The following is a 22,581-nucleotide window of genomic DNA, read 5'->3' as shown; positions in this document are numbered from 1 at the left end:
GCCATGGGTCCGGCCGGGCCGCATCCCCGAATGCATGGCAAGGCCGCCAGTCGCAGAAACGGAAATGGCGCCGCCCGGGGGGCGACGCCATTCCTTACCGTTCACCAGCCATCAAGCCGGATCGGGCTGCCTGGATTACAGCAGCTCGACGCGGTTGGCCTGCGGACCCTTCTGACCCATGCTGGTCTGCAGGCGGACGCGCTGCTCCGGGGTCAGGCTGCGCACGCCGGACCGCTCCAGGGCGGTGATGTGCACGAACACGTCCTTCCCGCCGCCATCGGGGGTCACGAACCCGAAGCCCTTGTCGGCGCTGAAGAACTTCACGGTGCCCTCGATGGTCTCGGTCGGGCCGGTGTCGAAGCTGCGCGGGGCGCGGGGAGCGCGGGGCTCACCATAGCCGCCGCCGCCGTAACCGCCGCCGCCGCCGTAGCCGCCGCCACCGCCGAAGCGGTCACCGCCGCCGCCGAAACGGTCCCCACCACCGCCGAAGCGGTCGCCGCCGGCCGGGCGACGGGGAGCGGTGGCCGTGGAGGTGTCCACGCTGTGGATGGCCGCGACCTGCGGGCCCTTCTGACCCTGGGACAGGTCGCACACGATGGTGGTGCCGTCCGCCAGGCTGTCATGGCCCATGGCCTGGACGACCGAGGCGTGCAGGAAGGCGTCCGGGGACCCGTCCGACAGGGTCACGAAGCCGAAGCCCTTGGTGGGGTTGTACCACTTGACAGTGGCGGTGACGCCCCGGCGGGTGACCTGCGGGCTCTGGGGAGAACGGCGCTCGTACATGTGTTCGTAGACTCGACTGCCAAACGTTAGAAGGACTTCACCGGCGGGCCGGCTGCAAGGACAGTACCCGTTTCTGGCCCGCAGGGAAATGCCTATTGCGGTCGAGTCGAGCAGCCACCCCGAAGAAACCATATACCGGATATCCACGGGATGCACGAACAAAGCCGCGGGGATACCCCTAAAGGACTGGCAAAATCGAGGGGATAATGGAAGCCCCGGCAAAGGCAGGCCGCGCGACTGTTTACACGCTAAATCCTGTGTCGCGCCACACCAATCCTTGTGTTTTCCACAGGAGACCCTTAGGGAAGGCCGCCTTCGGGGCAGGCCGCACCCTTATGGCGGGCGGGATTCCGGCATGCTGCCGCCGCCATCTCCTTGGCAGGCCTGTAGGTTTGGCGCGGGGACTTGGCCCCGGGACCGGCGGGGATTGGACTTCCCCCGCCCTCCCACCCCGTATTAGAGTGGTAGTGACGAACCCGCAAGGCAGACCGTCACGAGCATGCCCGCCTCCCCCGGTACGGAAGAGGTCGCCCCGCCCACGCTGACGCTGAAGGAGCGTCTGGTCGCGTGGTGGGAGGGGTATGACCTGTCGGGCCTGATGCAACGGCGCCGGGATGCCGCGGCGGACGGGCCCGACGCCGCCGCCGGCGGCGTGTCCTCGGGCCCGGCGGAAGGCAAGCACCTTAACCGCAAGGGCAAGCCCCTGTGGACCGCCACCCGGGTCCAGGTGTCGGAAAAGATCTGGGGCGAGGGGTTCTCCACCCCCGGCGGGACGGACTTCATCCCCAGCATGGTCAAGCCCTTGGGCCTGAACCCGGCCATGAGCGTGCTGGACATCGGCGCCGGCCTGGGCGGGGCCACCCGCACCATGGCACAGCAGTACGGCGCCTGGGTCACCGGGCTGGAGCACAACCCGGTCCTGGCGGAGCTAGGCATGTTCCGGTCGCAGAAATCCGGCCTGGCCCGGCAGGCGCCGGTGCAGCAGATGGACCTGGACGGCTTCAAGTGGACGAAGCGGGTGGACGCCATCTTCTCCAAGGAGGCCCTGTTCACCATCCGGAACAAGGAAGGCCTGATCGATGGGATCGAGGCGGCGCTGAAGCCCCGTGGGCAGTTGCTGTTCACCGACTATGTGGTGGACCCCGCCGCCCTGAAGCAGCGGGAGTTCGACAGCTGGGCCAACCACGAACCGGCGGAGCCCCATCCCTGGACGGTGGAGCAGTACGCCACGGCGCTGACCCAGCGGAACCTGGACATCCGCATCACCGAGGACAATTCGGACATCCACCGCAGCACCATCCTGGCCGCCATCCAGAGCCTGGTGAAGCACCTCGAGACGGTGAGCATGGACCGCGACACCAAGATCGCGGTGGTGGAGGAGGTGGAGTTGTGGGCCCGCCGCGTGGCCGCCCTGAACGCGGGCCTGCGGGTGTACCGATTCTACGCGATGAAGCCGGCGGACGTGGGCTGACCTGGGAGTTCGGGCCTGGAGCAATCTGTCAGGCGTGGGGCCGTTTGACCTTCACGAACACACACCAGACACGCACGAACATTCACGAAACAGACCAAGCAAGAGGAAGGACGCCTGCGGCGCAGCCCGTTTTCCTGCGTGCGTGTTCGTGAGTGTCCTTGTGCGTGTCCGTGCGTGTTTCTTGGACGGCCGCTGCCGGATAGGTCAGTTCACCCGCTCGTGGTCGTCCACGTCGCGGGCCAGGACCTCGCGCTTGCCGGCGTGGTTGGCCTTGCTGACCACGCCTTCCTTCTCCATCCGCTCGATCAGCCGGGCGGCGGAGTTGTAGCCGATGCGCAGGTGCCGCTGGATGAAGCTGGTGCTGGCCTTGCGCTCCCGCGTCACCACGGCCACGGCCTGGTCGTAGAGGTCGTCGCCGGTGGCCGGGTTCTCCCCGCCGCCACCACCGCCGCCGTCCTCGGAGGGGTCGAACTCCTCATCCTCCTCGGTCACGGCGTCCACATACATGGGCTCGCCCTGGGCCTTCAGGAACTTGACCACCTGCTCCACCTCCTCGTCCCGGACGAAGGGACCATGGACGCGGGTGATGCGGCCGCCGCCGGCCATGTAGAGCATGTCGCCCTGGCCCAGGAGCTGCTCCGCCCCCTGCTCGCCCAGGATGGTGCGGCTGTCGATCTTGCTGGTGACCTGGAAGCTGATGCGGGTGGGGAAGTTGGCCTTGATGGTGCCGGTGATGACGTCCACGCTGGGGCGCTGGGTGGCCATGATCAGGTGGATGCCCGCGGCACGGGCCATCTGGGCGAGGCGCTGGATCGCCGCCTCGATGTCCTTGCCGGCCACTAGCATCAGGTCCGCCATCTCGTCCACGATGACGACGATGTAGGGCAGCTCCGTCAGGTCGATGGGCTGCTCCTCATAGACCGGCTTGCCGGTGTCGGGGTCGAAGCCGGTCTGGACGCGGCGGGTCAGCACCTCCCCGTCTTCCCGCGCTTCCCGCAGGCGGGCGTTATAGCCGTCGATGTTGCGCACGCCCAGTTTGGACATGGCGCGATAGCGGTCCTCCATCTCCCGCACCGCCCATTTCAGGGCCACCACCGCCTTCTTCGGGTCGGTGACGACGGGCGCTAACAGGTGGGGGATGCCCTCATAGATGCTCAGCTCCAGCATCTTCGGGTCCACCATGATGAAGCGGCACTTGTCCGGCGGCAGCCGGTACAGCAGCGACAGGATCATGGTGTTGATGGCCACCGACTTGCCCGAGCCCGTGGTGCCGGCCACCAGCAAATGGGGCATGCGGGCCAGGTCGGCGATGACCGGGCCGCCGCCGATGTCCTTGCCCAGCACCAGGGCCAGCTTGGCCTGGGACTTGTCGTACGCCTCCGCCTGCAGCAGTTCCCGCAGGTACACCGTCTCCCGCTTCTGGTTCGGCAGCTCGATGCCGATGACGTTGCGGCCGGGCACCACCGCCACGCGGACGCTGACAGCGCTCATGGAACGGGCGATGTCGTCGGCCAGACCGATGACGCGGGAGGACTTGGTGCCGGGTGCGGGCTCCAGCTCATACAACGTGACCACGGGGCCGGGGCTGACCTTCACGATCTCACCGCGGACGCCAAAATCCTCCAGCACCCCCTCCAGCAGGGTGGCGTTGCGCTGCAAGGACTCCTCATCCATCAGCGGGCCGGCGCCGTGGGGCGGCTGCTGCATGATGTCCAGGGGCGGCAGCTCATACTCCCCGCCCTCGTTAGGCACCAGCTCCAGGGCGGGCTGGCGGGCCTTCTCCACCGCCTTGCGGGCGGGTTCCACCGGCTTCGGCCGGGGGGTGACCACGGGGGCGAGGCGTGGGCGCTGGACGGCGGGGGCATCCGGCTCGAAGGGCGGCTCCTCCTCATCCTCGTCACGGGGTGCCGACGGGGCGGCGCGCTCGGCCCGGGGGGACAGGGTGGGCTCGGCGCGGCTCGCCTCGCCCCGGTCGAAGCGGGGGACGGACAGGCCCGGCTCCACCCGGCCGCGGGGGGCGGGGGCGGCAGGGGCCGCGGCGGGCTTGCGGGCCAGCAGGCCCGACGCCTTCTCCCGCAGCTGCGCCATGATGGCGGCGGGGTCCAGGCGGAACTTGTGGGCGAGGCCGGACAGGGCGGCAAAGCGGGGCTCCGCCTCCGGCCCGGTGGCGGCGCGGGAAGGCCGGGCCGGGGCCGCGGGGCGCTTCAACTGTCCGCCCAGGCCCTTCAGCCCGGCAACAGCCTGGGTGGGGGAGACGCCGAGGGAGGAGAGCAGGACCAGCAGGGCCGGCACGGCCAGGACGACGCCCAGCAACGGCCCGCTCGCCGCACCCAACAGGCCCTCCACCAGCCCGGAGATGGTGCCCAACAGCAGCAGCCCGGCGCTGCCGCCCAGGACGGCGGGACCGGACAGGCCGGCCAGGGTCATGGCGGTCAGCAGGACGGCGCCCAGGGCCAGCAGCACCCGCACCGGCCAGTTGCCGATCGGACGATGCCGGGCCACGGACAGGCCCCAGCCCGCCAGGATGGCAGCGATCAGCCAGCCGGCCACGCCCAGCGTCTGCCACAGCACGTCCGAGAGGTAGGCACCGGGGACGCCCACCCAGTTTCGCACCAGCCCCTCCCCCGCCGGCTTGGCCGTGTTCCAGGACGGGTCGGCGGGGTCGTAGCTGCCCAGCGCCGCCGCCACCACCGCGGCCACGCCCAGAAGGCCCAGCCCGCCCAGCTCCATCACCCGGCGGCGCAGGAAGCGGGCCGTGGACTCGGGCAGCAGCCGGCCCTTGCCCGGCGGCGGGGCGCCGGCGCCACGGGGGGCGGGGCCCCGGCCGGAGGTGCGGGGGGATGTGGCAAGGCGGGTCGTCATGGACGGGTCCCTCGGGCTCGTTCCGAAAGCGGAATGGTCAATGTCAGTGTCTTCGGCTGCGTAACGATCACGGCGCTGTGGGGTCGTCATGCTCATGCCAGGATGCGGGCCATCCGCTCAAGGGTCCGGGAAACGGTGTCCGTGTCATGCACCAGCGCGACCCGGACAAAAGGTTGGCTGCGGTTGATGCCGGAGGGTTCGGGCTGCGTCAGGTAGGCGCCGGGGAGGACCCGGATGGCGCCATGCTGCCACAGCTTCTTGGCCGCCTCCTCCCCGTCGCCCACGTCGAGCCACAGGAAGAAGCCCCCTGCCGGGCGGTAGAAGCCGAAGCGGCCGCCCAGGGCGGCTTCCGCCGCGTCGATCTTTTCCCGGTAGAGCCGGCGATTCTCCTCCACATGCGCCTCATCCCGCCACAGGGCGGCAGAGGCCGCCAGGGCGGGCAAGGGGTTGCCGGCCAAGGCATAGTTGCGCATGCGTCCGAACGCCTGGATCAAATTCGGGTCCCCCGCCACGAAGCCGCTGCGCAGGCCGGCGGCCCCGCTGCGCTTCGACAGGGAATGGAACACCAGCAGGTTTGCGGTCGGGTTAAGGCCGCCGAGGGCCTTCGCCGCCTCCAGGGCGCCCGGCGGCGGGGCCTTGTCCCAGATCTCCGCATAGCATTCGTCCACCGCCAGGACGAAGCCGAAGCGCCGCGCCAGGGACAGGGCGCGCTTCAGATAGGCGAGGTCGGCCACCGCCCCTTGCGGGTTGGCGGGGGTGCAGAGGTAGAACAGGGCCGTGCGGGCCCAGGTGGAGTCATCCACCGCGTCCAGGTCCGGCAGCCAGCCCGTTTCCTTCACCGCGGGCAGGAAGATGGCGTCCGCCCCGGCCAGCACGGCGGCGCCCTGGTAGACGGCATAGAAGGGGTTGGGGATCAGCACCGCCGGGCGGCGCCCGCCCTTTTCCTCCGGCACGGCCAGCTGGGCCAGCAGGAACAGGCCTTCCCGCGTGCCGGCCAGGGGCAGCACCATGCGGTCCGCCTCGATGAAGCCATCCGGCAGGGCGTAGCGGCGGGACAGCCAGCCCGCCACGGCGGCGCGGAAGTCCGGCGTGCCGGCAACCGGCGGGTACTTGCCCCATAGATGCGCGTTGTCCCGCAGCGCCTGGTCCAGCAGGGCCGGCGGGGCATGCTGCGGCTCCCCGATGGACATGACCACCGGCTCCACGTTGGCGAGCGGGGCCACGCCGGACAGCAGCGCCGTCAGCCGCGGGAAGGGATAGTCGGCCAGGGCCCCCAGGCGGCCGTTCAGCAGCGGGGACAGGCCGGGAGGCCCCTTGTCTTCCATCATCTCTGGTTGAACTCACGCGCGTCGGGGAGCCGGTACAAAACAAAAACGAGCATACCCCCGCCGCCGCCCCGGTTCAAGCGACCGGGGCAGGAAAGAGTCAGAAGAATCCGCAGCTTGTGGATAGAGTCTGAGAAAAGCGTTGAAAACTGCCGCAAACCCTTGATGCGAATCGGTTTTTGCCCTGTGAACAAACCAGGGGAAAACGTTCCGCGCCCGTTCCCTGGCTGGACTCCGAGTCGCGGGGACGGTTTAGCCATCAATCACGGACGGCACGGACATGCCACGGACAGGCACGGGCCCCTTTTCCGGAGCGGTCCTTGCTGAACCCATCCATCCAGTTGGCTGCGCCGCAAGCAGCTTTCCTTGTCCGTGGTGTCCGTGGAGTGTCCGTGCCGTCCGTGCAGAATGGCCCAACGGCGGTTCAGCCCCGCGCCCGCTCCGCCTCGTACACCCGCAGGGCCAGGGCGGACATCGCCAGGGTCGGCAGGGTCAGGCCGTGGCGTTCGCCGCGGGCCAGCATGTCGCCGACGATGTGTTCGCCCTCGCTGGGGCCGCCCTTCTGGATGTCGCGCAACATGGAGGCGGCCAGGGGGCTGCCGGGCTGGGTCAGCAGGCGCACCGCCTCCTCCGCGGCCGGGGGGCGGGGCGGGTGGCCCTCCGCCTGGGCAACGGAGCGGCATTCGGCGATGACGGCACGGATGAAGGCCTCACCACCCGGCTGGGCCAGGATGGTGCCGATGCTGCCGCGGACCAGGGTGGTGGTGGCTGCCAGGCTGCACAGGAAGGTGAACTTCTCCCAGAGGTCCTGCAGCACGTCCCCGCTCTGCCGCCACTCCACCGAGGTGGGGCGGAATGCGTCGGCCAGGGCGTCCGCCGCGGCGGCTTGGCCAGGGTCGCGGGCGCCGAAGGTGATGCGGTGCAGCTGGTTCAGGTGCCGGATGGTGCCGTCCGGGTCCAGCGTGGTGCTGATGTGGGCAAGGCCGCCCATCACCCGGTCCGCCCCGAATGCCTGGTCCAGCCGGTCCAGGTGCCGCAGCCCGTTCAACAGCGGCAACAGCCGGCTGCCCGGCCCCATGGCCGGGGTGACCGCCTGGATCGCGTCCTCCAGGTCATAGGCCTTGTTGGTCAGGACCACCAGGTCGTAAGGACCCCGTGCCTTGGTCACGCATTGGGCTGGCAGGCGGATGTCCCCGTGCGGGCTGGTGACCCGCAGCCCCTGCTCCATCAACTGCGCCTGCCGCCGGGGCCGCACCAGGAAGGTGACGTTTGCCCCCGCCTGCATCAGCCGCCCACCGTAATAGCCGCCGATGGAGCCGGCGCCGAGGAACAGGATGCGCATGGGACGACCCTCCGCTTCTTGGTAGGTGGCGGAGAGTAGCCGACCATTCCCGGCCCGGGCAAAAAAATAGCCCCGGCGCCGTGGGGGCGGCGCCGGGGCCGGGGCCCTGCCGGCCGGTGGGGAGGGGGGAGGCCGGCAGGGAAGCTGGAAAAGTTGGACTTAGAACCGGTAGGCGATGCCCACGCGGACCTCGCTGCTGTCCGGCTGGATGCCGACACGCTGGGTGCCCAGGTTGAACTTGGCCTTCTCATAGTCCGTGTAGTTGTACTCCACGCGGGCCAGGATGTTCGGGGTCAGGGCGATCTCCGAGCCCACGCCGTAGCGGATGCCGTCCAGCTCATCCTTGAAGGAGGAGGCGGTGGCGCCGCTCAGGGCGACGGCGCGGACGTCGGTCTGCTGCCAACCCAGCCGGGCGTAACCCAGGATGTTGTCGGCGAACAGGTAGCCGGCGCGGGCCGACAGGCCATAGCTCTCCTTGCTGTCCAGGGCGCCGACGAAGGTGCCGGAGGTGCCGTCACCCTCCAGGTCGGTGCGGCCGATCTCGGCCTCGGCGCCCAGGTACAGGCGGTCGAAGGTCTTGCCGTAGCCGACATAGGCGCCATAGGTCCAGCCATTGGCATCCAGGTCGGTCTTGGTGGTGCCGGCCTGGGCCTCGTTGCTGCCGAAGGCATAGCCGGTGTAGGCGCCCACATAGGGCCCGTCGAACGCCGTCTGCGCCAGGGCCGGCGCCGCGGTGACGGCGGCCAGGGCAGAGGCGGCAAACATGGCAGAAGCAAAACGGGACATCTCTGAACTCCTCGTTAGGTTCCCTTGGGGCAATACGCTCCCGCTGCGCGGATCAGCGCGCCCCATCATTGACCGTCTGTTCGGTCTTTACTTCTCACGAAGGGTCGCGGATTTGCCGTCGCGGCCATCGCTTCGTGATGGGCAGACGTTAGTCCCCTGGCGTCGGCGAAACTGTGCGTGACATCACACAAGGTATGTTGCAACGCGATGACTCGTCCGCGGCCATCGAATGGCCCCGGGGGTTGAAGGCCGGGCGGCCCCCACCCATCCCGCGCGGACATGGACGGGCCGCCCGGGGCGGGCTATGCAGGTTCCCTGCCCATTCCTGACGGAGATCTCCCCTGGGCCTGACGCGTGAGGAGCGACGGCTGACGCTGCTGATGACGGCGGTGCAGTTCGTCAGCGTCCTGTCCTTCATGGTGGTGATGCCGCTGGGCCCGGACATGAGCCAGGCCTTGGGCTTCAGCCCATCCCTCGTGGGCTGGGTGACGGCGTCCTACACGCTGACCGCCGCGGTGTCGGGCATCGCCGCGGCCCTGGTGCTGGACCGGTTCGACCGGCGGCCGGCCCTGGGCTTGTGCATGCTGGGGCTGGTGGCGTCCAACGTGGCGGCGGGGTTGGCCTGGAGCCTTGAGGCGCTGGTGGCCGCCCGGGTGATGGCCGGGCTGTTCGGCGGGCCCGCCGGGGCCCTGGCCGTGGCCATCGTCGCCGACAATGTCCCGCCGGAGCGGCGGGGCCAGGCCATGGGCACGGTCATGGGGGCCATCTCCCTCAGCGCGGTGCTGGGCGTGCCGGGGGCGCTGGAGGTGGGGCACCGGTTCGGCTGGCCCGCCCCCTTCTTCAGCGTTGCGGCCCTGAGCCTGGTGATCGTCCTGGGCTCGCTGGCCCAGTTGCCGCCGCAGCGGCACCACTTGAACCAGGAAGCCGCCCTGCCCACCGACATCACCGGGGCGGCCCTGCGGCTGTTGCGCATGGGAAGCCGGCCCTTGTCGCTGCTGGCCTTCACCCTGGCGGCGGTGGCGATCCTGCCGGGGTTCCTGGTGATCACCAACCTGGCCGTGTTCGTGCAGTTCAACCTGGGCTTCCCCAGGGAGCAGCTGGGCCTGCTCTACATGATCGGCGGGGGCATCAGCTTCTTCGGCATGCGCTGGACGGGGCGGCTGGTGGACCGGTTCGGCTCCACCCCCGTCACCACCGTCTCCACCCTGGTGTTGGCGGCATTGCTATACGTTCTGTACTTCGACTGGCACTGGCTGGCCCTGCCGGTGCTGGGGCTGGTGCCGGCCTTCATGTTCTTCAACACCGCCCGCATGGTGGCCCAGAACACCGCCGTGTCCAAGGTGCCGGAACCGGCGGAGCGGGCGGGCTTCATGGCCCTGGTCCAGGCGGTGACCCAGATTGCCGGCGGCGCCGGGTCCGCCCTGGGGGCGGCCATGCTGACGGCCGGCCCGGACGGGAAGTTGGCGGGCATGCCGGCCCTGGCCCTGATCGGCATCCTGGTCAGCTTGGCCGGCCCGCCCCTGATGGCCGCCCTGGAGCGGCGCATCCCCCGGAGCGCCACGGAGAGCCATCGGGTCAAGGCCGTGGCGGCGAAGGGCAGTGGCGTGGGCGGATAGAGGCCCTTCTGTTGCGCCAACGCGTTCCCATCTCCAAGGGAGAACCAGCGGAGCCCGCCCATGATGACCAAACCCATGACCATCGCCATCCCGCACCAGCTCGGCCTTGCCGAGGCGAAGCGGCGGGTGGATGTGGGGCGGGAGCAGGCGCGCGCCCAGCTCGCCCGCGTGGCGAACGAGATCGACGATCGCTGGGAGGGCGACCGGTTGAGCTTCCGGATCGTCGCCCTGGGCCAGACCATCACCGGCCGCCTGGACGTGGCCGAGCAGCAGGTGCTGGTGGAGGTGGACCTGCCCTGGATGCTGTCCATGCTGGCCAACAAGCTGGCCCCGAAGATCCGGCAGCAGGGGACGCTGTTGCTGGAGAAGAAATAGAGGGTGTCGCTGGGCCCCGTCGGCCGGGGCACCAGGAAACATTCACGAACACGCACAAGAACACACACGAACATTCACAAAAAAGACAATGCCTGCGGCGCAGCGTTATTTTTCTAGTTTTTGTGCGTGTCCGTGAGTGTGTGGTGCGTGTTCGTGTATGTATTCTGGAGAACCATACCAAGTAGAGACGAGAGCAGCAACCGGTGACCTGCCTGGCTCGGGCGAAGATCAGCTACAGATTAGACCGGACCTGGTCACTCCATCGGCGGCATGGTGCGCTTGAAGCTGTCGCGCTCGGCCATGTGGTCGAACCAGCGGCTCAGCGCGCCGTGGCCCTTGCGCCAGCACTCGTCGCGGAAGCGGAAGTCCAGATAGGCCAGGGCGCAGGCGATGGCGACGCCGCCGATGGTCGGGGCCTCGGGCGGGGGGAGCTGGCCCGCCTCCTCCTCCAGCCGGTGCAGGGCCCGGGTCACGGCGTGGTGCTGGCGCCGGTCCCAGTCGGCGGAGCGGAGGGAGGCCGGGCGCAGGCTTTCCAGCCGCCGCAGTACCGCCGCGTCGCAGATGCCGTCCGCCAGGGCCTGCTGGCGCAGGGCCACCCAGCGGGCGGGGCCGGGCCCGGGGTAAAGGCGTGCGTCGCCGCCCAGGTGGGCCAGGTACTCGCAGATCACCGGGCTGTCGAATAGGGCCAGCCCGTCCTCCGTGATCAGGCAGGGGATCTTGGACAGCGGGTTGTCCCGCTGGATGGGGCTGTCCGGGGCCCAGACGTCGGTGGGCAGCAGCTCGATCCTGTCGTACAGCCCCGCCTCGATGGCCACCATCAGCACCTTGCGGACATAAGGGGAGGTCTGGCTGTAACGCAGCTTCATGGGCCACCTGCCGGTCAGGGTGTGCGGTGCGACACAGTTTAAGACGCACCTGCGGGAAACTCAGCCCCGGAATGTGTCCTTGCGTCGCCGTGTCTCGGCAAAGACGGCAACCGGGTCGGCCCCGGCCATCCCCAGCCGGGCGGCCAGGGCGGGATCGTCGGCGTGCAGGAAGGGGTTGGCGCGCTTCTCCGCGCCCAGGGTCACCGGCAATGTCGGCTTGCCCGCCAGCCACAGCCGCTCTACCTCCGCCGCCCGGGCCTGGAGGGCGGGGTTGTCCGGGTCGATGGACAGGGCAAAGCGGGCGTTGCCGGCCGTATACTCATGCCCGCAGTAAATCCGGGTCTCATCCGGCAGGGCGCGGAGCTTCTGCAAGCTGTCCCACATCTGGGCCGGCGTGCCCTCGAACAGCCGGCCGCAGCCCAGGGAGAACAGGGTGTCGCCGCAGAACAGGGCCGAATCCGCCTCGAACCAGAAGGCGATGTGGCCGCTGGTATGGCCGGGGACGGCGATGACCCGGGCGGTGCGGCTGCCGACGCGCACCGTGTCCCCCTCCCCCACTCCCTGGTCCAGGGTGGGGATGCGGTGCCGGTCCGCCTCCGGCCCGATGACGGGGGCTTGGGACAGGCGCTTCAGGTCCTCGTTCCCCGCCACATGGTCGGCGTGGTGGTGGGTGTTCAGGATGTGGCTCAACCGCCAGCCCAGATCGTCCAGCACCATGGCCACCGGCTCCGCCTCCCCCGGATCGACCACGGCCACGGCCCCCGTGGCGCCGTCGCGCAGCAGGTAGACATAGTTGTCGGACAGGACGGGGATCAGGCGGATGTCGAGCATGGTGCGAAGCCTACCCCCGTCCGCCGCCGCCGCCAAGCACCCCGGCGGCCGATGCACATCTAGGCCTTTCGGGACCGAACGACCGTGCTTTTCCGGGTTGTCTCAAACACCCGTTTGAACCATACTCCCCGGCGAACCGGGCGCCCTGGCCCGGAAAGGGTATAGGGAGGAACCATGTCCGCCACCGCCACGAACCGCCACTGGGTGCTGACCGACCGTCCCAAGGGCGGCAACTTCGAGCAGGTCCTGTCCCTGCGGGAGGAGCCGGCGCCGGAGCCGGGTCCCGGCGAATACCGGGTGCGCACCATCTACCTGTCCCTGGACCCCACCAATGCGGTCTGGATGCAGTATGACAGCTACCTGCCGGCGGTGCCGCTGAACAGCACCATGCGCGGGCTGGTGCTGGGCGTGGTGGACAAGTCCAACCATGAGAAGGTGAAGGTGGGCGACCTGGTCAGCGGCATGGGCGGCTGGGCGGACTACACCATCACCGACGGCAAGAATTTCGGCCGGGTGCCCAACATCCCCGGCCTGCCGTTGGTCGCCTTCATGGGCCCGCTGGGCATGACCGGTGCCACGGCATATTTCGGCCTGCTGGACATCGGCAAGCCCAAGGAGGGGGAGACGGTGGTGGTCTCCGCCGCCGCGGGGGCCGTGGGTTCCATGGTGGGGCAGATCGCCAAGCTGAAGGGCTGCCGCGTCGTCGGCATCGCCGGCGGGCCGGAGAAGTGCGCCTGGCTGACCGGTGAGCTGGGCTTCGATGCCGCCGTCGATTACAAGGCCGAGGGCTGGCGCAAGGCCCTGCGCGCCGCCTGCCCCAAGGGCGTCGACGTCTATTTCGAGAATGTCGGCGGCGAGGTGGGCGAGGCCGTGCTGGACCTGATCAACATCAAGGGCCGCATCGCCTTCTGCGGCGCCATCAGCCAGTACAACGCCACCCAACCCCAGCCCGGCCCCCGCAACCTGTCCATCCTGGTGTCCCGCCGGGCGCGGATGGAGGGCTTCCTGGTCCTGGACTACAACCCCCGCCTGGGTGAGATGTACCAGGAGATGGGCCCCTGGATCGCCGGCGGGAAGGTGAAGTGGAAGGTGGACCTGGACCAGGGCCTGGAGAACACCATCACCAGCTTCAAGAAGCTGTTCACCGGCGGCAACACAGGCAAGCTGGCCGTCCAGGTGTCTGAGGAACCGGCGCGGGGCTGACCCGGCGGGGGCCCGGCGGTCGCGCATAACCTCGCAACTCGCGGGGGCTTGGCAGGAGCGCGCCCGAACGATAGGAGGAGGTGGAACGATCTACCTCCTCCACGGGCAAAACTCCGATGCGCCGTTCCATCACCATCGCCTTGGCCGTCGCGTTCATGGCCGCACAGGCCCCGGTCCCGGCACCCGCCCAAGAGGCGCCGCAGAAACTGCCGGTCTTCATCAAGGCCCAGCCCCTGGAAAAGCTGGCGCCGAAGTACCCGGCCATGATGGCGGACCAGAGCCGGGAAGGCTGGGTGATCCTGTCCTTCACCATCACGGCCGAGGGCAAGACGGCCAACATCGAGGTGCTGGACAGCAGCGACCGCGCCAAGCGGTTTCATGAGGCCGCCATCGAGGCCGTATCCACATGGCGCTATACCCCGGCCCAGGTGGACGGGAAACCGGTGGAGCAGCGGAACAACGAGCTGCCGGTCGTCTTCACCATCCGGACCAGCGGCGGCAACCCCATGGGCGGCAGCGATATCACCCGGAGCAGGATCCGCCGGATCGACAACCTGTTGGCCGAGGGGAAACTGGAAGAGGCCCGGCTTGTCCTCGAGGAGGCCGAGGGTGGGTACCGTGGCCTGAACCTTTACGAATACTCCCACCTGTTCGCCCGATGGCACCTTTACCACCGGGCCAAGGGGACCATTGGCAGAGCCTGACCTATGTCCGCCGGGCGCTGTGGGGTGGCGAGAACGCCCTGGGCACGGAACTTTACACGGAACTGCTGCGCCAGCGGCTGCAACTGGAGCTCAGCTTCGGTTACGTCAAGGATGCCGGTGAAACGGGCGACCGGCTGGAAAAAGCCCGGAAGCAACCGTCCTCTGCCGCGCCGTTGTTGGAGGTGCTGGCCAAGGCCAAGGAACGCGCGGCAAGCGGCCAACCCTTTGAGGTGCAGGGAAAGCTGGACCAGAGCTGCGAGCGGGACTGTCCGGAGGGCACCGCCGCCTGGCGTTACCGGCCCCTGCGCCGGACCGTCGTCTTCCAGGGGATCCAGGGCCGGATCGACAATGTGGAGGCGGATTGCGACCGGGCCATTTCCAAAGGCACGGTGCAGGACGGCACGGCCTGGACCATCCCTGCGAGCTGGGGTGATTGCACGCTGACAGTCCGGGGCAGCCGGGGTACCCTGTTGGGGCTTGTCGAGGAGTAGGCCCCGCCCTTGCACGCCCGCCCACACCGCACCGCGTACCGCGACCCCGCGGCCCGCCAGGCTGAGGCCAAGGCCCTGTACCGCGCGTTGCAGGATCTGGCGCGGGAGGCGATGGAGTTGTCGCAGGCGGCGGCGCGGGACCCGGCGCATTTCCGCAAGCATCCCTACCGCGGCTTCCGGGAGAAGCTGTCGGAGTTCCAGGCCATCGCCGCCCTGCTGCGGGGACGGTTGGAAGAGGCGGCGGGCACTTGGCAATCGGGGCCCGCCGACCCGGAACGGGCGGAAAAGGCCCGGGCCGCCTTTGACAGGCTGGAACTGCTGATGCTGTCCCTGTTCGTGCGGACCAGCCGACGTTATTTCACCTTCCTGTCCCTGGACCCCACCGTGCCCGTGGGTGCGGTGGAGTGGTTGCGGCGGGACCTGCCGTCCCTGCTGGACGCGCTGGAGAAACTGCGCGCGCCCGCCGTGGCCGAGCGGGTTGACCCGGGGCTGGAGGCGGAGCTGACCACCGCCATCCTGATCCTGAACGACCTGATCGGCCGCCTGCCCGACCTGCCCGACTTCGGTGCCGGAGCAGGCTGAGGTTGGGATATTGCCGGGTTCGGCAGCATCCGCCCTTCCCCACCTGTTCACATGCGGTTTATCGTCGGCGCATCCGGGACTATCCGAATGGATAGGATTCAGGGTAGTATCCAACCGATACGCGCACGGGACCTAGCCGTGCCGACGCAGCCGGATGCCAGACGCCGCCCCATGATCGAGACGCTGACCGAGGCCGGCATCATCTTCGCCTCCATCGCCGGCCTGGCTTACCTGGCCGGGTTGGCCATCGCCCACATGGTTGAGCAGACGACCCTGCGTGGGCTGAAGGGGGAGGGGCTGGAAGGGCGGCTGTTGGCCTTGGCCACCCTGGAACACCGGTTCCAGGCCCGGCGCACCGCCATGCTGCCCAAGCTCGTCCGGCTGGAGGACAGGCTGAAATCCGCCCGGCGGCGGCACTACATGGTGAGCAAGCGCATCTCCGACATGAAGGTCAGCCGGTCCCGCCTGCTGCGGGTGCTGGGGGAGGAGGAGGCTTTTGTCCGGTCGGAGCGGCCGGCCCGCAAGTTCGTGGCCCACGTCATCAACCGCCATGTCCAGCGCGCCGTGCTGGACCAGAAGGAACATTCCCACCTTTCCAAGGGCTGGAACCGGGCGCAGCAGGTCATCGTCTGGGCCCACGGCATCGGCGATGCCAAGGCCATGGTGGACAAGGCCTTCCCACCCGCCACCGGCTTCTTCGTGGTGGAGATCGCCGAGCCCCATGACGGGGATGTGCTGAGCGCGCTGGAGGAGATCGACCTCCGCGCCGCCCAGCCGGCGGGCTGAGGGGCGGCAGGCATGTTGGACAATGTCGCCCTGTGGTTCGGCATCCTCGCCGGGCTGGCCGTCGCCGCCCAGGTGGCGGGCACGGTGATGAAGCGGATCAAGCGGGTGCAGATGCTGCATGCCGCCAAGCAGCACCAGGTGCGCGAGGCCAGCCGCCGGATGCGGGAAAAGGCCAGGATCACCCTGGACCTGCGCCGGGAGGAACGCTCCATGGAGCGGGAGTTGCAGGAATTGGGCGTCGGCATCGACCAGGGGGAGGAAGCGGTCGCGAAGGAGCGGGGCAGCGAGTCCCATATCTATGTACTGGACGACCGGCGCAACCCGGGCGACCAGGCCTTCATCGTGCCGGTGCGCCACCCGAACTTCGCCAGCCTGGGCCGCACCGCCCCGGCCGAGGTGCTGGGGAGCTGGCAGCATGGCCGCCGCTACCTGGTCTGGGCGGCGGCGGAGAAGATGGCCCAGGCCAAGGCCGCCATGCGTTTCACGGCGGACAAGGGATATGCCGTGGGCCAGCCCGAGCCCTACCAGGGCGACCCGGAGGCGCTGTGAACCGGCAGCGGCAAGCGACCGCCCTCCACGCCAACCTGGGCCGGCACCAGCCGGCCTGCGCGCCCTGAGCCAGGGCCCGCCTGAGGGGGCGAGGCTAGAGCGTGTTTACGCTGGCCGTAAACACGCTCCGGCGGCGACTGCCGCCGCGCCCGCCCATGCGGGCGAAGCCAAGCCGCGGATGCGGCGGAGCCTGCCCCGGACCCCGATCCGGGGGCGTGTGAGGAACAGGAAAAGCTAGACCCGTTTCCGGTCATCGGAAAACGGGTCTAGTACAGCGTCAGGCGTGAGGTGAAGGGTCTGGTCCTGTTGGTGTTTTGGCACCAACAGGAGAGCGGCCATGAAGAAGTATCGCGTGACGCTGACAGAGGAGGAGCGTGAGCACATCCGGCAGCTTCTTTCCCGGGGCAAGGCGGACGTGCGCAAGCTGAAGCACGCGCAGGTGCTGCTTCGGGCCGACGAGGCGGAGGGCGGGCCGGGGTTGTGCGACGCGGGGATCGCCGAGGCGCTGGGGGTGGGCTTGTCCACGGTGGAGCGGCTTCGCCGGCGCTTCGTGGAGGACGGGTTCGAGGCGGCGCTGAGCCACTACCGCGGCCCGGACCGGGTGTATGAGACCAAGCTGGACGGCGAGCAGGAGGCGCACCTGGTGGCGCTTGCCTGCTCGCAGCCGCCGGGGAGCCGGGCGCGCTGGACGCTGCGGCTGCTGGCCGGGCGCATGGTGGAGTTGGGCCACGTGGGCACGCTCTCGCACGAGACGGTGCGCCAGACGCTCAAAAAAACGCGCTGCGCCCGCACCTGAGGCGGATGTGGTGCATCCCGCCCAAGCAGTCGGGGGAGTTCGTCTACCACATGGAGGACGTGCTGGAGGTGTACCGGCGGCCCCTGGACGCGCGCCGGCCGGTGGTCTGCCTGGACGAGACCTTCAAGCAGCTGGTGGGCGAGACGCGCGAGCCGTTGCCGGCCAGGCCCGGCGCGGTGGAACGCTACGACCACGTCTACGTGCGCAACGGCGTGGCCAGCCTGTTCATGGCCTGCGAGCCGCTGGCCGGCTGGCGCCACGTGGCCGTCACCGGCCACCGTCGCCGGACGGCCTGGGCCCACGTGGTGCGCGACCTGCTGGAGGGGCGCTACCGCGGGGCCGACAAGGTCGTGCTGGTCATGGACCAGCTCAACACCCACTCGCCGGCCAGCCTGTACGAGGCGTTCCCGCCGGACGAGGCCAAGCGCCTGGCCGACCGGCTGGAGGTGCACCACACCCCCAAGCACGGCTCCTGGCTGAACATGGCAGAGATCGAGCTGGGCGCCCTCTCCCGCCAGTGCCTCGCCCGCCGCATCGCCCGTCAGGACACCCTCGAGCGTCAGGTCGGACAATGGGAGGAGGACCGCAACGCCGCCGCCTCAAGCATACGCTGGCAGTTCACAACCAGCGACGCACGCATAAAGCTGCGAAGCCTCTACCCCTCACCTCAGACCTGACGGAACACTAGGTCATCGCCAGCACGATAAGCCCCAACACGATGGCCCCGATGACCGCGCCCAGGGTCCAGACGATGGCGGTGGAGCGCTGGGGCACCTCGCCCCGGGCGTGGCCGTCCGGGGTGTGGTTGTTCTCGGCCGGGGCGTTCATGGGGGCCACCGGCTCGATGGAGCCCTCCGGGACATGGTGCCCGGCGGCCTCGCTGTCGGTGCCCAGCGGCGTGGCCGCCGGGTCGGAGACGGCGATCTTGTCCCGGTACATGCCGTGGTCATGCATGTGCCGCGCCTGCTGCGCCCGCGCCCCCGGCCAGGGGTCCGTCCCCGGCCCGCTGGGCGGCGGGCCCATGGGTGTCTCCTCGAAGGGGGGCGCCAGCTCGTCCGGGTGTTTCTCCAGGGTGGTGGGCACCTGCGGGCCGGTATCGTCGGCGATACGGGCCGTGCCTTGGGAGTCGCCGCGGGCATGGCTGTGGCCCGTGGGCCCGACCACGCCGGGGCTGTTGCTGGTGGACGGCCCGTCGGGAGGGCGCGGCGCGCCCTCCCGCTGCTGGTCGTCATAGGTCCTGGGGCGCCCGCCGGCGCGGGGTGTCTCGGCCATGGTTTCTCCTGTCCCTTGCACTCGGGGCGGCCAGACAATCCCCTCTCCCATGGGGGAGGGTACAAGGGGGTGCCCAAGCAAGCCCCGCATCGGCCGGTCACGCCGGCTTGTCGTCCACGCCGCGCGGCTTCACCAGATGCTGGCTGGTCTGTTCCGAGTCTTCCTGAGCCTGTTCCGGCACGATGTCGCCATTGTGCCGGCGACCCGTGTCGCCGCCTTCCCGGGCGCGCTTGCGGTGCTCCTCGGGCGTGCTCGACAGGCCGGCGAAGCCGCCGTCCTCCCTGACGTGCAGGGGGTCGTTCGGGACGTCGGTCACCCGTTCGGAGCCGGGGCGCCGCGTTTCGTCGTTGGTCGCCATGGGGCCCTCCTCAGGCGGCGTTGTCTTCGGCGGGGGGCAGGTCGTTCACGTCCTGCCGGTTTTCCCCGTCCAGGTCGGTCCAGACCTTGCTGGCGACGGGGCCGGTGTCGCCCATGGCCTCGATGTAATGGACCTTGGCGCCCTGGGTCAGCTTGTCGAAGCCGCCGCCCATCACGCTGTTGCGGTGGAAATAGAGCTGCCCGCCCGTGTTGGTCAGCAGGAAGCCATGGTCGTCGGCCATCTGGGTAACCTGGCCCTGGACCTCGAAGTCGTGGCGCTTCACGTCGCCGCGCTGCTGCTGCTTGTAGGCCTTCAACTGCCGCTCCGCCGCCTGGAAGGCGTCGCGGATCGAGGTGTAGACGTCGGGGTTCGCGTACTTGTCATGCGCCTTCTTGGGCTCACGGCTGACGGCCAGCTCCGCGCCCGGCATCACCATGTCGATGTGCACCTCGAAGACGTTGCCCGTGCGGTGCTGCCGGTGCAGGGCCTCCACGGAGACGCGGCAGGCGGTCATGCGGTCGCCGGCCAGCCTGGACAGCTTCTCGAACCGCTCACGGATGGCGGCCTCCATGGCGTCCGAGGATTCCATGTTGTGGAAGGCGATCTTCAGGGGCGTCTGCATTTTGTTTCCCACCTTTCTGGTGTGTCGGCCCTCCCAACAGGGCGGGGCCGGGGCGGTTCCGGGGGCAAAAGCGGGGCACGGGAGAACGGAACCGGTCCGCACCACACCGGTTGACGAACGGGGGCCTGCCGCGGGGGCACGGTCCCGGCTCCGCAACCGGAAAGCGCACCGAATGCCTGCGCGCGCGCAAACTGACGGCACCTTGATGGGCGGCTACCAGGCCGTGACCCTGTCCACGGCCCGGGGCGAGGTGAAGTCCCGTTTCTACGCCCCGCAGCGTCTGGCCGAATCCAAGGGTCGGGGGGTCATCTGGGTGGGCGGGGTTGGCGGCGGCTGGGACAGCCCGGCACGCGACCTTTATGCCCGTTTGGCGCTTGAGCTTGCCGGTGAGGACCTTGCGGGCCTCCGCGTGCGTTATCGCAAACCGGGAGAGTTGGAGGAGTGCCTGTTCGACCTGCTGACCGCCGCGCGTTTCCTGGAGACCAAGGGGGTGAACCGCCTTGGCATCGTGGGGCACAGCTTCGGCGGGGCGGTGGCCGTGCAGGCGGCGGCCAAGCTGTCCCAGGTCCGGGCGGTGGTGACGCTGGCCACCCAGGGCCGCGGGGCCGAGCCGGCAAGCCGGTTGGGCCCCCGCGTCGCCATGCTGATGATGCACGGGACGGATGACGAGGTCCTGCCCGTGGAGAGCACCGAGTACGTCAACCGGCTGGCGAAGGAGCCGAAGCAGTTGGTCATCTTCAACGGGGCCCGGCACCTGCTGGACGAGGTGGCGGACCGGGTCCACCGGGAGGTCCGCGATTGGCTACTTACCCGTCTCTGACCCCTTCCGAGGCGCTGCCCGGCCCCCTGCTCCCCCCGGTGACCTGCCGGGAGGACGGCGTCCCGCGCCAATGCGGCGTGGAACTGGAGTTCGCCGGGCTGGAGCCCCCCGCCATCGCCAGGGTCGTCCAATCCCTCTATGGCGGCCGGGTCGAGGTGGAGCATGAGCACAGGGCACGGGTGAGGGACACCCGCCTGGGCGACTTCCGGGTGGAACTGGACATGCTGGCCGCCCACCCGGATTCCAAGGGCGCCGAGGTGGCCACGGCCCTGGACAAGTTGGAACAGCGCCTGCGCGCCACGGTGGGCGACGTGGGCAGCTTCGTCCTGCCCTATGAGGTCGCCTGCCCGCCCGTCGCCTTGGCCGACCTTGCCGAGCTGGACCCGCTGGCGACCGCCCTGCAACAGGCCGGGGCCAAGGGCACCGATGCCCGCTTCTTCTATGCCTTCGGCCTGCACTTCAACCCGGAGGTTGCCCGCCGCGACGGCGACCATATCCTGGACGTGCTCAAGGCCTACCTGCTGCTGTCCCCCTGGCTGCGGGAGGAGATGGACATCGACACCGCCCGCCAGGTCGCCCCCTTCGTGCAGCGCTTCCCGGAGGAGTACGCGGCCCTGGTGGTGGGCCCTTCCTACCGGCCGGGGCTGGCGGAGTTGGCCCGCGACTATGTCCGCCACAGCCCCAGCCGGAACCGGGAGCTGGACCTCTGGCCCCTGCTGACCCTGCTGGTGCCGGGGGAGATGTCCACCGGAAAGGCCAGCGACCCCCACGTGAAGCCCCGCCCCACCTGGCACTGGCGCCTGCCCGACAGCCGGGTGGGCACGCCCGGCTGGTCCATCCTGCCGGATTGGAACCGCTGGGTTCAGGTGGAACGCCTGGCCACCGACCGCTGGGCCCTGGACGAGCTGGGCGCCCTGTGGCTGGACTGCCGCCGGTCGGGCGTGCTGGAGGACTGGCCGCGGCTGGTCAGGCGGTGGCTGCCCCCTGTCTAGGCTCCGACGACGTTGGCGCCACGGCCCGGGAAGCGGCCGGACGGGGCCGTTCGGTCCCCTCTCTCAGGGCGAGGGGGGAGTGACGGCCGGACCAGGACGGCAGACCCGTTCTTGCAACTTTCGAATTCGAAAGCCGCGTTAAGGATACAGGCCCTGATGCCCCGCAAATCCCCCCTCATCGGCGTCACCACCTCGGCCCGGGGCGGGCGCATCTCCTGGACCATGAACCGGCTGGCCCTGGGTCGGGCCGGGGCCCGGTCGGTGCGGCTGACGGCGGACGACGTGCCGGACTTCACCGCCCTGGACGGGCTGGTGGTGGGCGGCGGCGACGACATCGAGCCCACCCGCTACGGCGCCAAGGTGGAACCCACGGTCAAGATCGATCCCGACCGGGACGAGCTGGAGCTGGCCGCCCTGGACTGGGCGGAGAAGACGGGCAAGCCGGTGCTGGGCATCTGCCGCGGCAGCCAGATGATCAACATCCACCGCGGCGGCACCCTCTACACCGACATCCACCAGATCTATGTGGAGGCGCCGCGGCTGCGCACCGTGCTGCCCCGCAAGCGGGTGGAGATCACGCCCAACAGCCGGCTGGCCGCCATCCTGCGCCACATGGACGTGATGGTGAACGCCCTGCACCACCAGTCGGTGGACAAGCTGGGCCAGGGTGTGCAGGTCAGCGCCCGGGACCAGTGGGGCATCGTCCAGGCCGTGGAGGTGCCGGAGCGCCCCTTCCTGATGGGCGTGCAGTGGCATCCGGAGCTGCTGGTCCTGGACGCCGGCCAGCAGCGCCTGTTCAAGGCCCTGGTCCAGGCAGCGTCGGGGGGATTTCGGCAGGGGTCTTGTCCCCTGTCCCTGGGGAGAGAGCCCGCCCCGGACTTGATCCGGGGGTGGCGCGGTAGCGCCGGGTGAGGGGGGCAGGTTCCTCGAAACGGCGGGGTTCACGTTTCGCCCTACGCCCACCTCCCTCACCCGTCCCGGCCTGGCGGCCGGGCCACCCTCTCCCCAGGGAGAGGGAACGGTGCGGCCCCACCCCTGTCGCTTTCCCGCAACGGTGCGCTCCGTTATGGTCACGGCTCGGTGGGGCGCCGTGAAAAGGCCGCTTTCGCCGCCCATCTTCCGCGGTCCCATCAAGCCGACCCAGCGTCC

23 protein-coding genes are annotated in these 22,581 nt (G+C 69.6%); 13 read left to right on the top strand and 10 right to left on the bottom strand.

Translation table 11 applies throughout. The features are described 5' to 3' along the window. Positions 1-135: 135 nt before the first annotated feature. Complete coding sequence (locus tag HHL28_RS00955) at positions 136-783, bottom strand: cold-shock protein (RefSeq protein WP_075771496.1); 648 nt, start codon at positions 781-783, stop codon at positions 136-138. Between the two features lie 499 nt (positions 784-1,282). Between HHL28_RS00955 and HHL28_RS00950 the strand changes: the two genes are divergently transcribed. Next, positions 1,283-2,254, top strand: coding sequence for an SAM-dependent methyltransferase (locus HHL28_RS00950; protein ID WP_075771495.1), 972 nt, complete (start codon positions 1,283-1,285; stop codon positions 2,252-2,254). Positions 2,255-2,458: 204 nt separating this feature from the next. Here HHL28_RS00950 and HHL28_RS00945 read toward each other — a convergent pair whose 3' ends face one another. The 4 genes from HHL28_RS00945 to HHL28_RS00930 form a co-directional block, all read right to left on the bottom strand. Continuing rightward, the gene (locus HHL28_RS00945) at positions 2,459-5,116 is read right to left on the bottom strand and encodes an FtsK/SpoIIIE family DNA translocase (RefSeq protein WP_083699165.1); all 2,658 of its coding nucleotides are present in this window, start codon (positions 5,114-5,116) and stop codon (positions 2,459-2,461) included. 92 nt (positions 5,117-5,208) lie between these two features. Continuing rightward, positions 5,209-6,444, bottom strand: coding sequence for an aminotransferase class I/II-fold pyridoxal phosphate-dependent enzyme (locus HHL28_RS00940; RefSeq protein ID WP_083699164.1), 1,236 nt, complete (start codon positions 6,442-6,444; stop codon positions 5,209-5,211). A 421-nt stretch (positions 6,445-6,865) separates the two neighbouring features. Next, positions 6,866-7,783, bottom strand: coding sequence for a 2-dehydropantoate 2-reductase (panE, locus tag HHL28_RS00935; protein ID WP_075771494.1), 918 nt, complete (start codon positions 7,781-7,783; stop codon positions 6,866-6,868). A 159-nt stretch (positions 7,784-7,942) separates the two neighbouring features. After that, entirely contained in the window at positions 7,943-8,569 is a 627-nt protein-coding gene (locus HHL28_RS00930) for an outer membrane protein (RefSeq protein WP_169654533.1), read from the bottom strand. Positions 8,570-8,949: 380 nt separating this feature from the next. Between HHL28_RS00930 and HHL28_RS00925 the strand changes: the two genes are divergently transcribed. Together HHL28_RS00925 and HHL28_RS00920 are read left to right on the top strand one after the other, a co-directional pair. Beyond that, positions 8,950-10,185, top strand: coding sequence for an MFS transporter (locus HHL28_RS00925; protein ID WP_075771492.1), 1,236 nt, complete (start codon positions 8,950-8,952; stop codon positions 10,183-10,185). 60 nt (positions 10,186-10,245) lie between these two features. Beyond that, positions 10,246-10,560: a polyhydroxyalkanoic acid system family protein gene (locus HHL28_RS00920; RefSeq protein WP_404326190.1), complete on the top strand. Its 315-nt coding sequence runs from the start codon at positions 10,246-10,248 to the stop codon at positions 10,558-10,560. Between the two features lie 254 nt (positions 10,561-10,814). Here HHL28_RS00920 and HHL28_RS00915 read toward each other — a convergent pair whose 3' ends face one another. Together HHL28_RS00915 and gloB are read right to left on the bottom strand one after the other, a co-directional pair. After that, a complete protein-coding gene (locus HHL28_RS00915) occupies positions 10,815-11,426 on the bottom strand; it encodes a glutathione S-transferase N-terminal domain-containing protein (protein ID WP_075771491.1) in 612 nt (203 codons plus the stop codon). Positions 11,427-11,486: 60 nt separating this feature from the next. After that, positions 11,487-12,257, bottom strand: a complete 771-nt coding sequence (gene gloB / locus HHL28_RS00910) for a hydroxyacylglutathione hydrolase (protein ID WP_075771490.1) — start codon at positions 12,255-12,257, stop codon at positions 11,487-11,489. 174 nt (positions 12,258-12,431) lie between these two features. Between gloB and HHL28_RS00905 the strand changes: the two genes are divergently transcribed. From HHL28_RS00905 to HHL28_RS00875, 7 genes are all read left to right on the top strand, one after another. Beyond that, on the top strand, positions 12,432-13,460 hold the full coding sequence (locus tag HHL28_RS00905) for an NADP-dependent oxidoreductase (protein WP_075771489.1): 1,029 nt from the start codon (positions 12,432-12,434) through the stop codon (positions 13,458-13,460). A gap of 116 nt (positions 13,461-13,576) precedes the next feature. Beyond that, positions 13,577-14,164, top strand: coding sequence for an energy transducer TonB (locus HHL28_RS00900; RefSeq protein ID WP_169654531.1), 588 nt, complete (start codon positions 13,577-13,579; stop codon positions 14,162-14,164). Beyond that, the gene (locus HHL28_RS00895) at positions 14,119-14,655 is read left to right on the top strand and encodes a hypothetical protein (protein ID WP_169654529.1); all 537 of its coding nucleotides are present in this window, start codon (positions 14,119-14,121) and stop codon (positions 14,653-14,655) included. Before HHL28_RS00900 ends, HHL28_RS00895 begins: the two co-directional genes overlap by 46 nt. Positions 14,656-14,664: 9 nt before the next feature. After that, positions 14,665-15,237, top strand: a complete 573-nt coding sequence (locus HHL28_RS00890; protein ID WP_075771487.1) for a hypothetical protein — start codon at positions 14,665-14,667, stop codon at positions 15,235-15,237. A gap of 171 nt (positions 15,238-15,408) precedes the next feature. After that, positions 15,409-16,023 carry a hypothetical protein gene (locus HHL28_RS00885; protein WP_075771486.1) on the top strand — a complete coding sequence of 205 codons (615 nt, stop codon included), beginning with the start codon at positions 15,409-15,411 and terminating at the stop codon, positions 16,021-16,023. A 12-nt stretch (positions 16,024-16,035) separates the two neighbouring features. Continuing rightward, the gene (locus HHL28_RS00880) at positions 16,036-16,572 is read left to right on the top strand and encodes a hypothetical protein (RefSeq protein WP_075771485.1); all 537 of its coding nucleotides are present in this window, start codon (positions 16,036-16,038) and stop codon (positions 16,570-16,572) included. Between the two features lie 337 nt (positions 16,573-16,909). Continuing rightward, positions 16,910-18,045 (top strand): IS630 family transposase gene (locus HHL28_RS00875; protein WP_169654527.1). Its coding sequence is split into 2 segments (ribosomal slippage): positions 16,910-17,342 and positions 17,342-18,045, totalling 1,137 coding nucleotides; the frame shifts between segments, so codons are not numbered across the junction. Between the two features lie 7 nt (positions 18,046-18,052). Here HHL28_RS00875 and HHL28_RS00870 read toward each other — a convergent pair. From HHL28_RS00870 to HHL28_RS00860, 3 genes are all read right to left on the bottom strand, one after another. After that, a complete protein-coding gene (locus tag HHL28_RS00870; protein WP_075771483.1) occupies positions 18,053-18,640 on the bottom strand; it encodes a hypothetical protein in 588 nt (195 codons plus the stop codon). A gap of 97 nt (positions 18,641-18,737) precedes the next feature. Continuing rightward, positions 18,738-18,998, bottom strand: coding sequence for a hypothetical protein (locus HHL28_RS00865; RefSeq protein WP_075771482.1), 261 nt, complete (start codon positions 18,996-18,998; stop codon positions 18,738-18,740). A 10-nt stretch (positions 18,999-19,008) separates the two neighbouring features. Continuing rightward, entirely contained in the window at positions 19,009-19,620 is a 612-nt protein-coding gene (locus HHL28_RS00860) for an HPF/RaiA family ribosome-associated protein (protein ID WP_075771481.1), read from the bottom strand. A gap of 172 nt (positions 19,621-19,792) precedes the next feature. Here HHL28_RS00860 and HHL28_RS00855 point away from each other — a divergent pair, with 172 nt between their 5' ends. The 3 genes from HHL28_RS00855 (at position 19,793) to HHL28_RS00845 (ending at position 22,344) form a co-directional block, all read left to right on the top strand. Continuing rightward, a complete protein-coding gene (locus HHL28_RS00855; RefSeq protein WP_075771480.1) occupies positions 19,793-20,440 on the top strand; it encodes a dienelactone hydrolase family protein in 648 nt (215 codons plus the stop codon). Then, entirely contained in the window at positions 20,419-21,432 is a 1,014-nt protein-coding gene (locus tag HHL28_RS00850; RefSeq protein ID WP_083699162.1) for an amidoligase family protein, read from the top strand. The genes HHL28_RS00855 and HHL28_RS00850 overlap by 22 nt, the downstream gene beginning before the upstream one ends. 156 nt (positions 21,433-21,588) lie before the next feature. After that, on the top strand, positions 21,589-22,344 hold the full coding sequence (locus HHL28_RS00845; protein WP_169654525.1) for a gamma-glutamyl-gamma-aminobutyrate hydrolase family protein: 756 nt from the start codon (positions 21,589-21,591) through the stop codon (positions 22,342-22,344). Positions 22,345-22,581: the final 237 nt, after the last annotated feature.

The organism is Aerophototrophica crusticola (assembly GCF_012913305.1).
Taxonomy (GTDB): domain Bacteria; phylum Pseudomonadota; class Alphaproteobacteria; order Azospirillales; family Azospirillaceae; genus Niveispirillum; species Niveispirillum crusticola.
The sequence above is the reverse complement of the archived record's forward strand: the minus strand, read 5'-3'. Positions and strand labels throughout refer to the sequence as shown.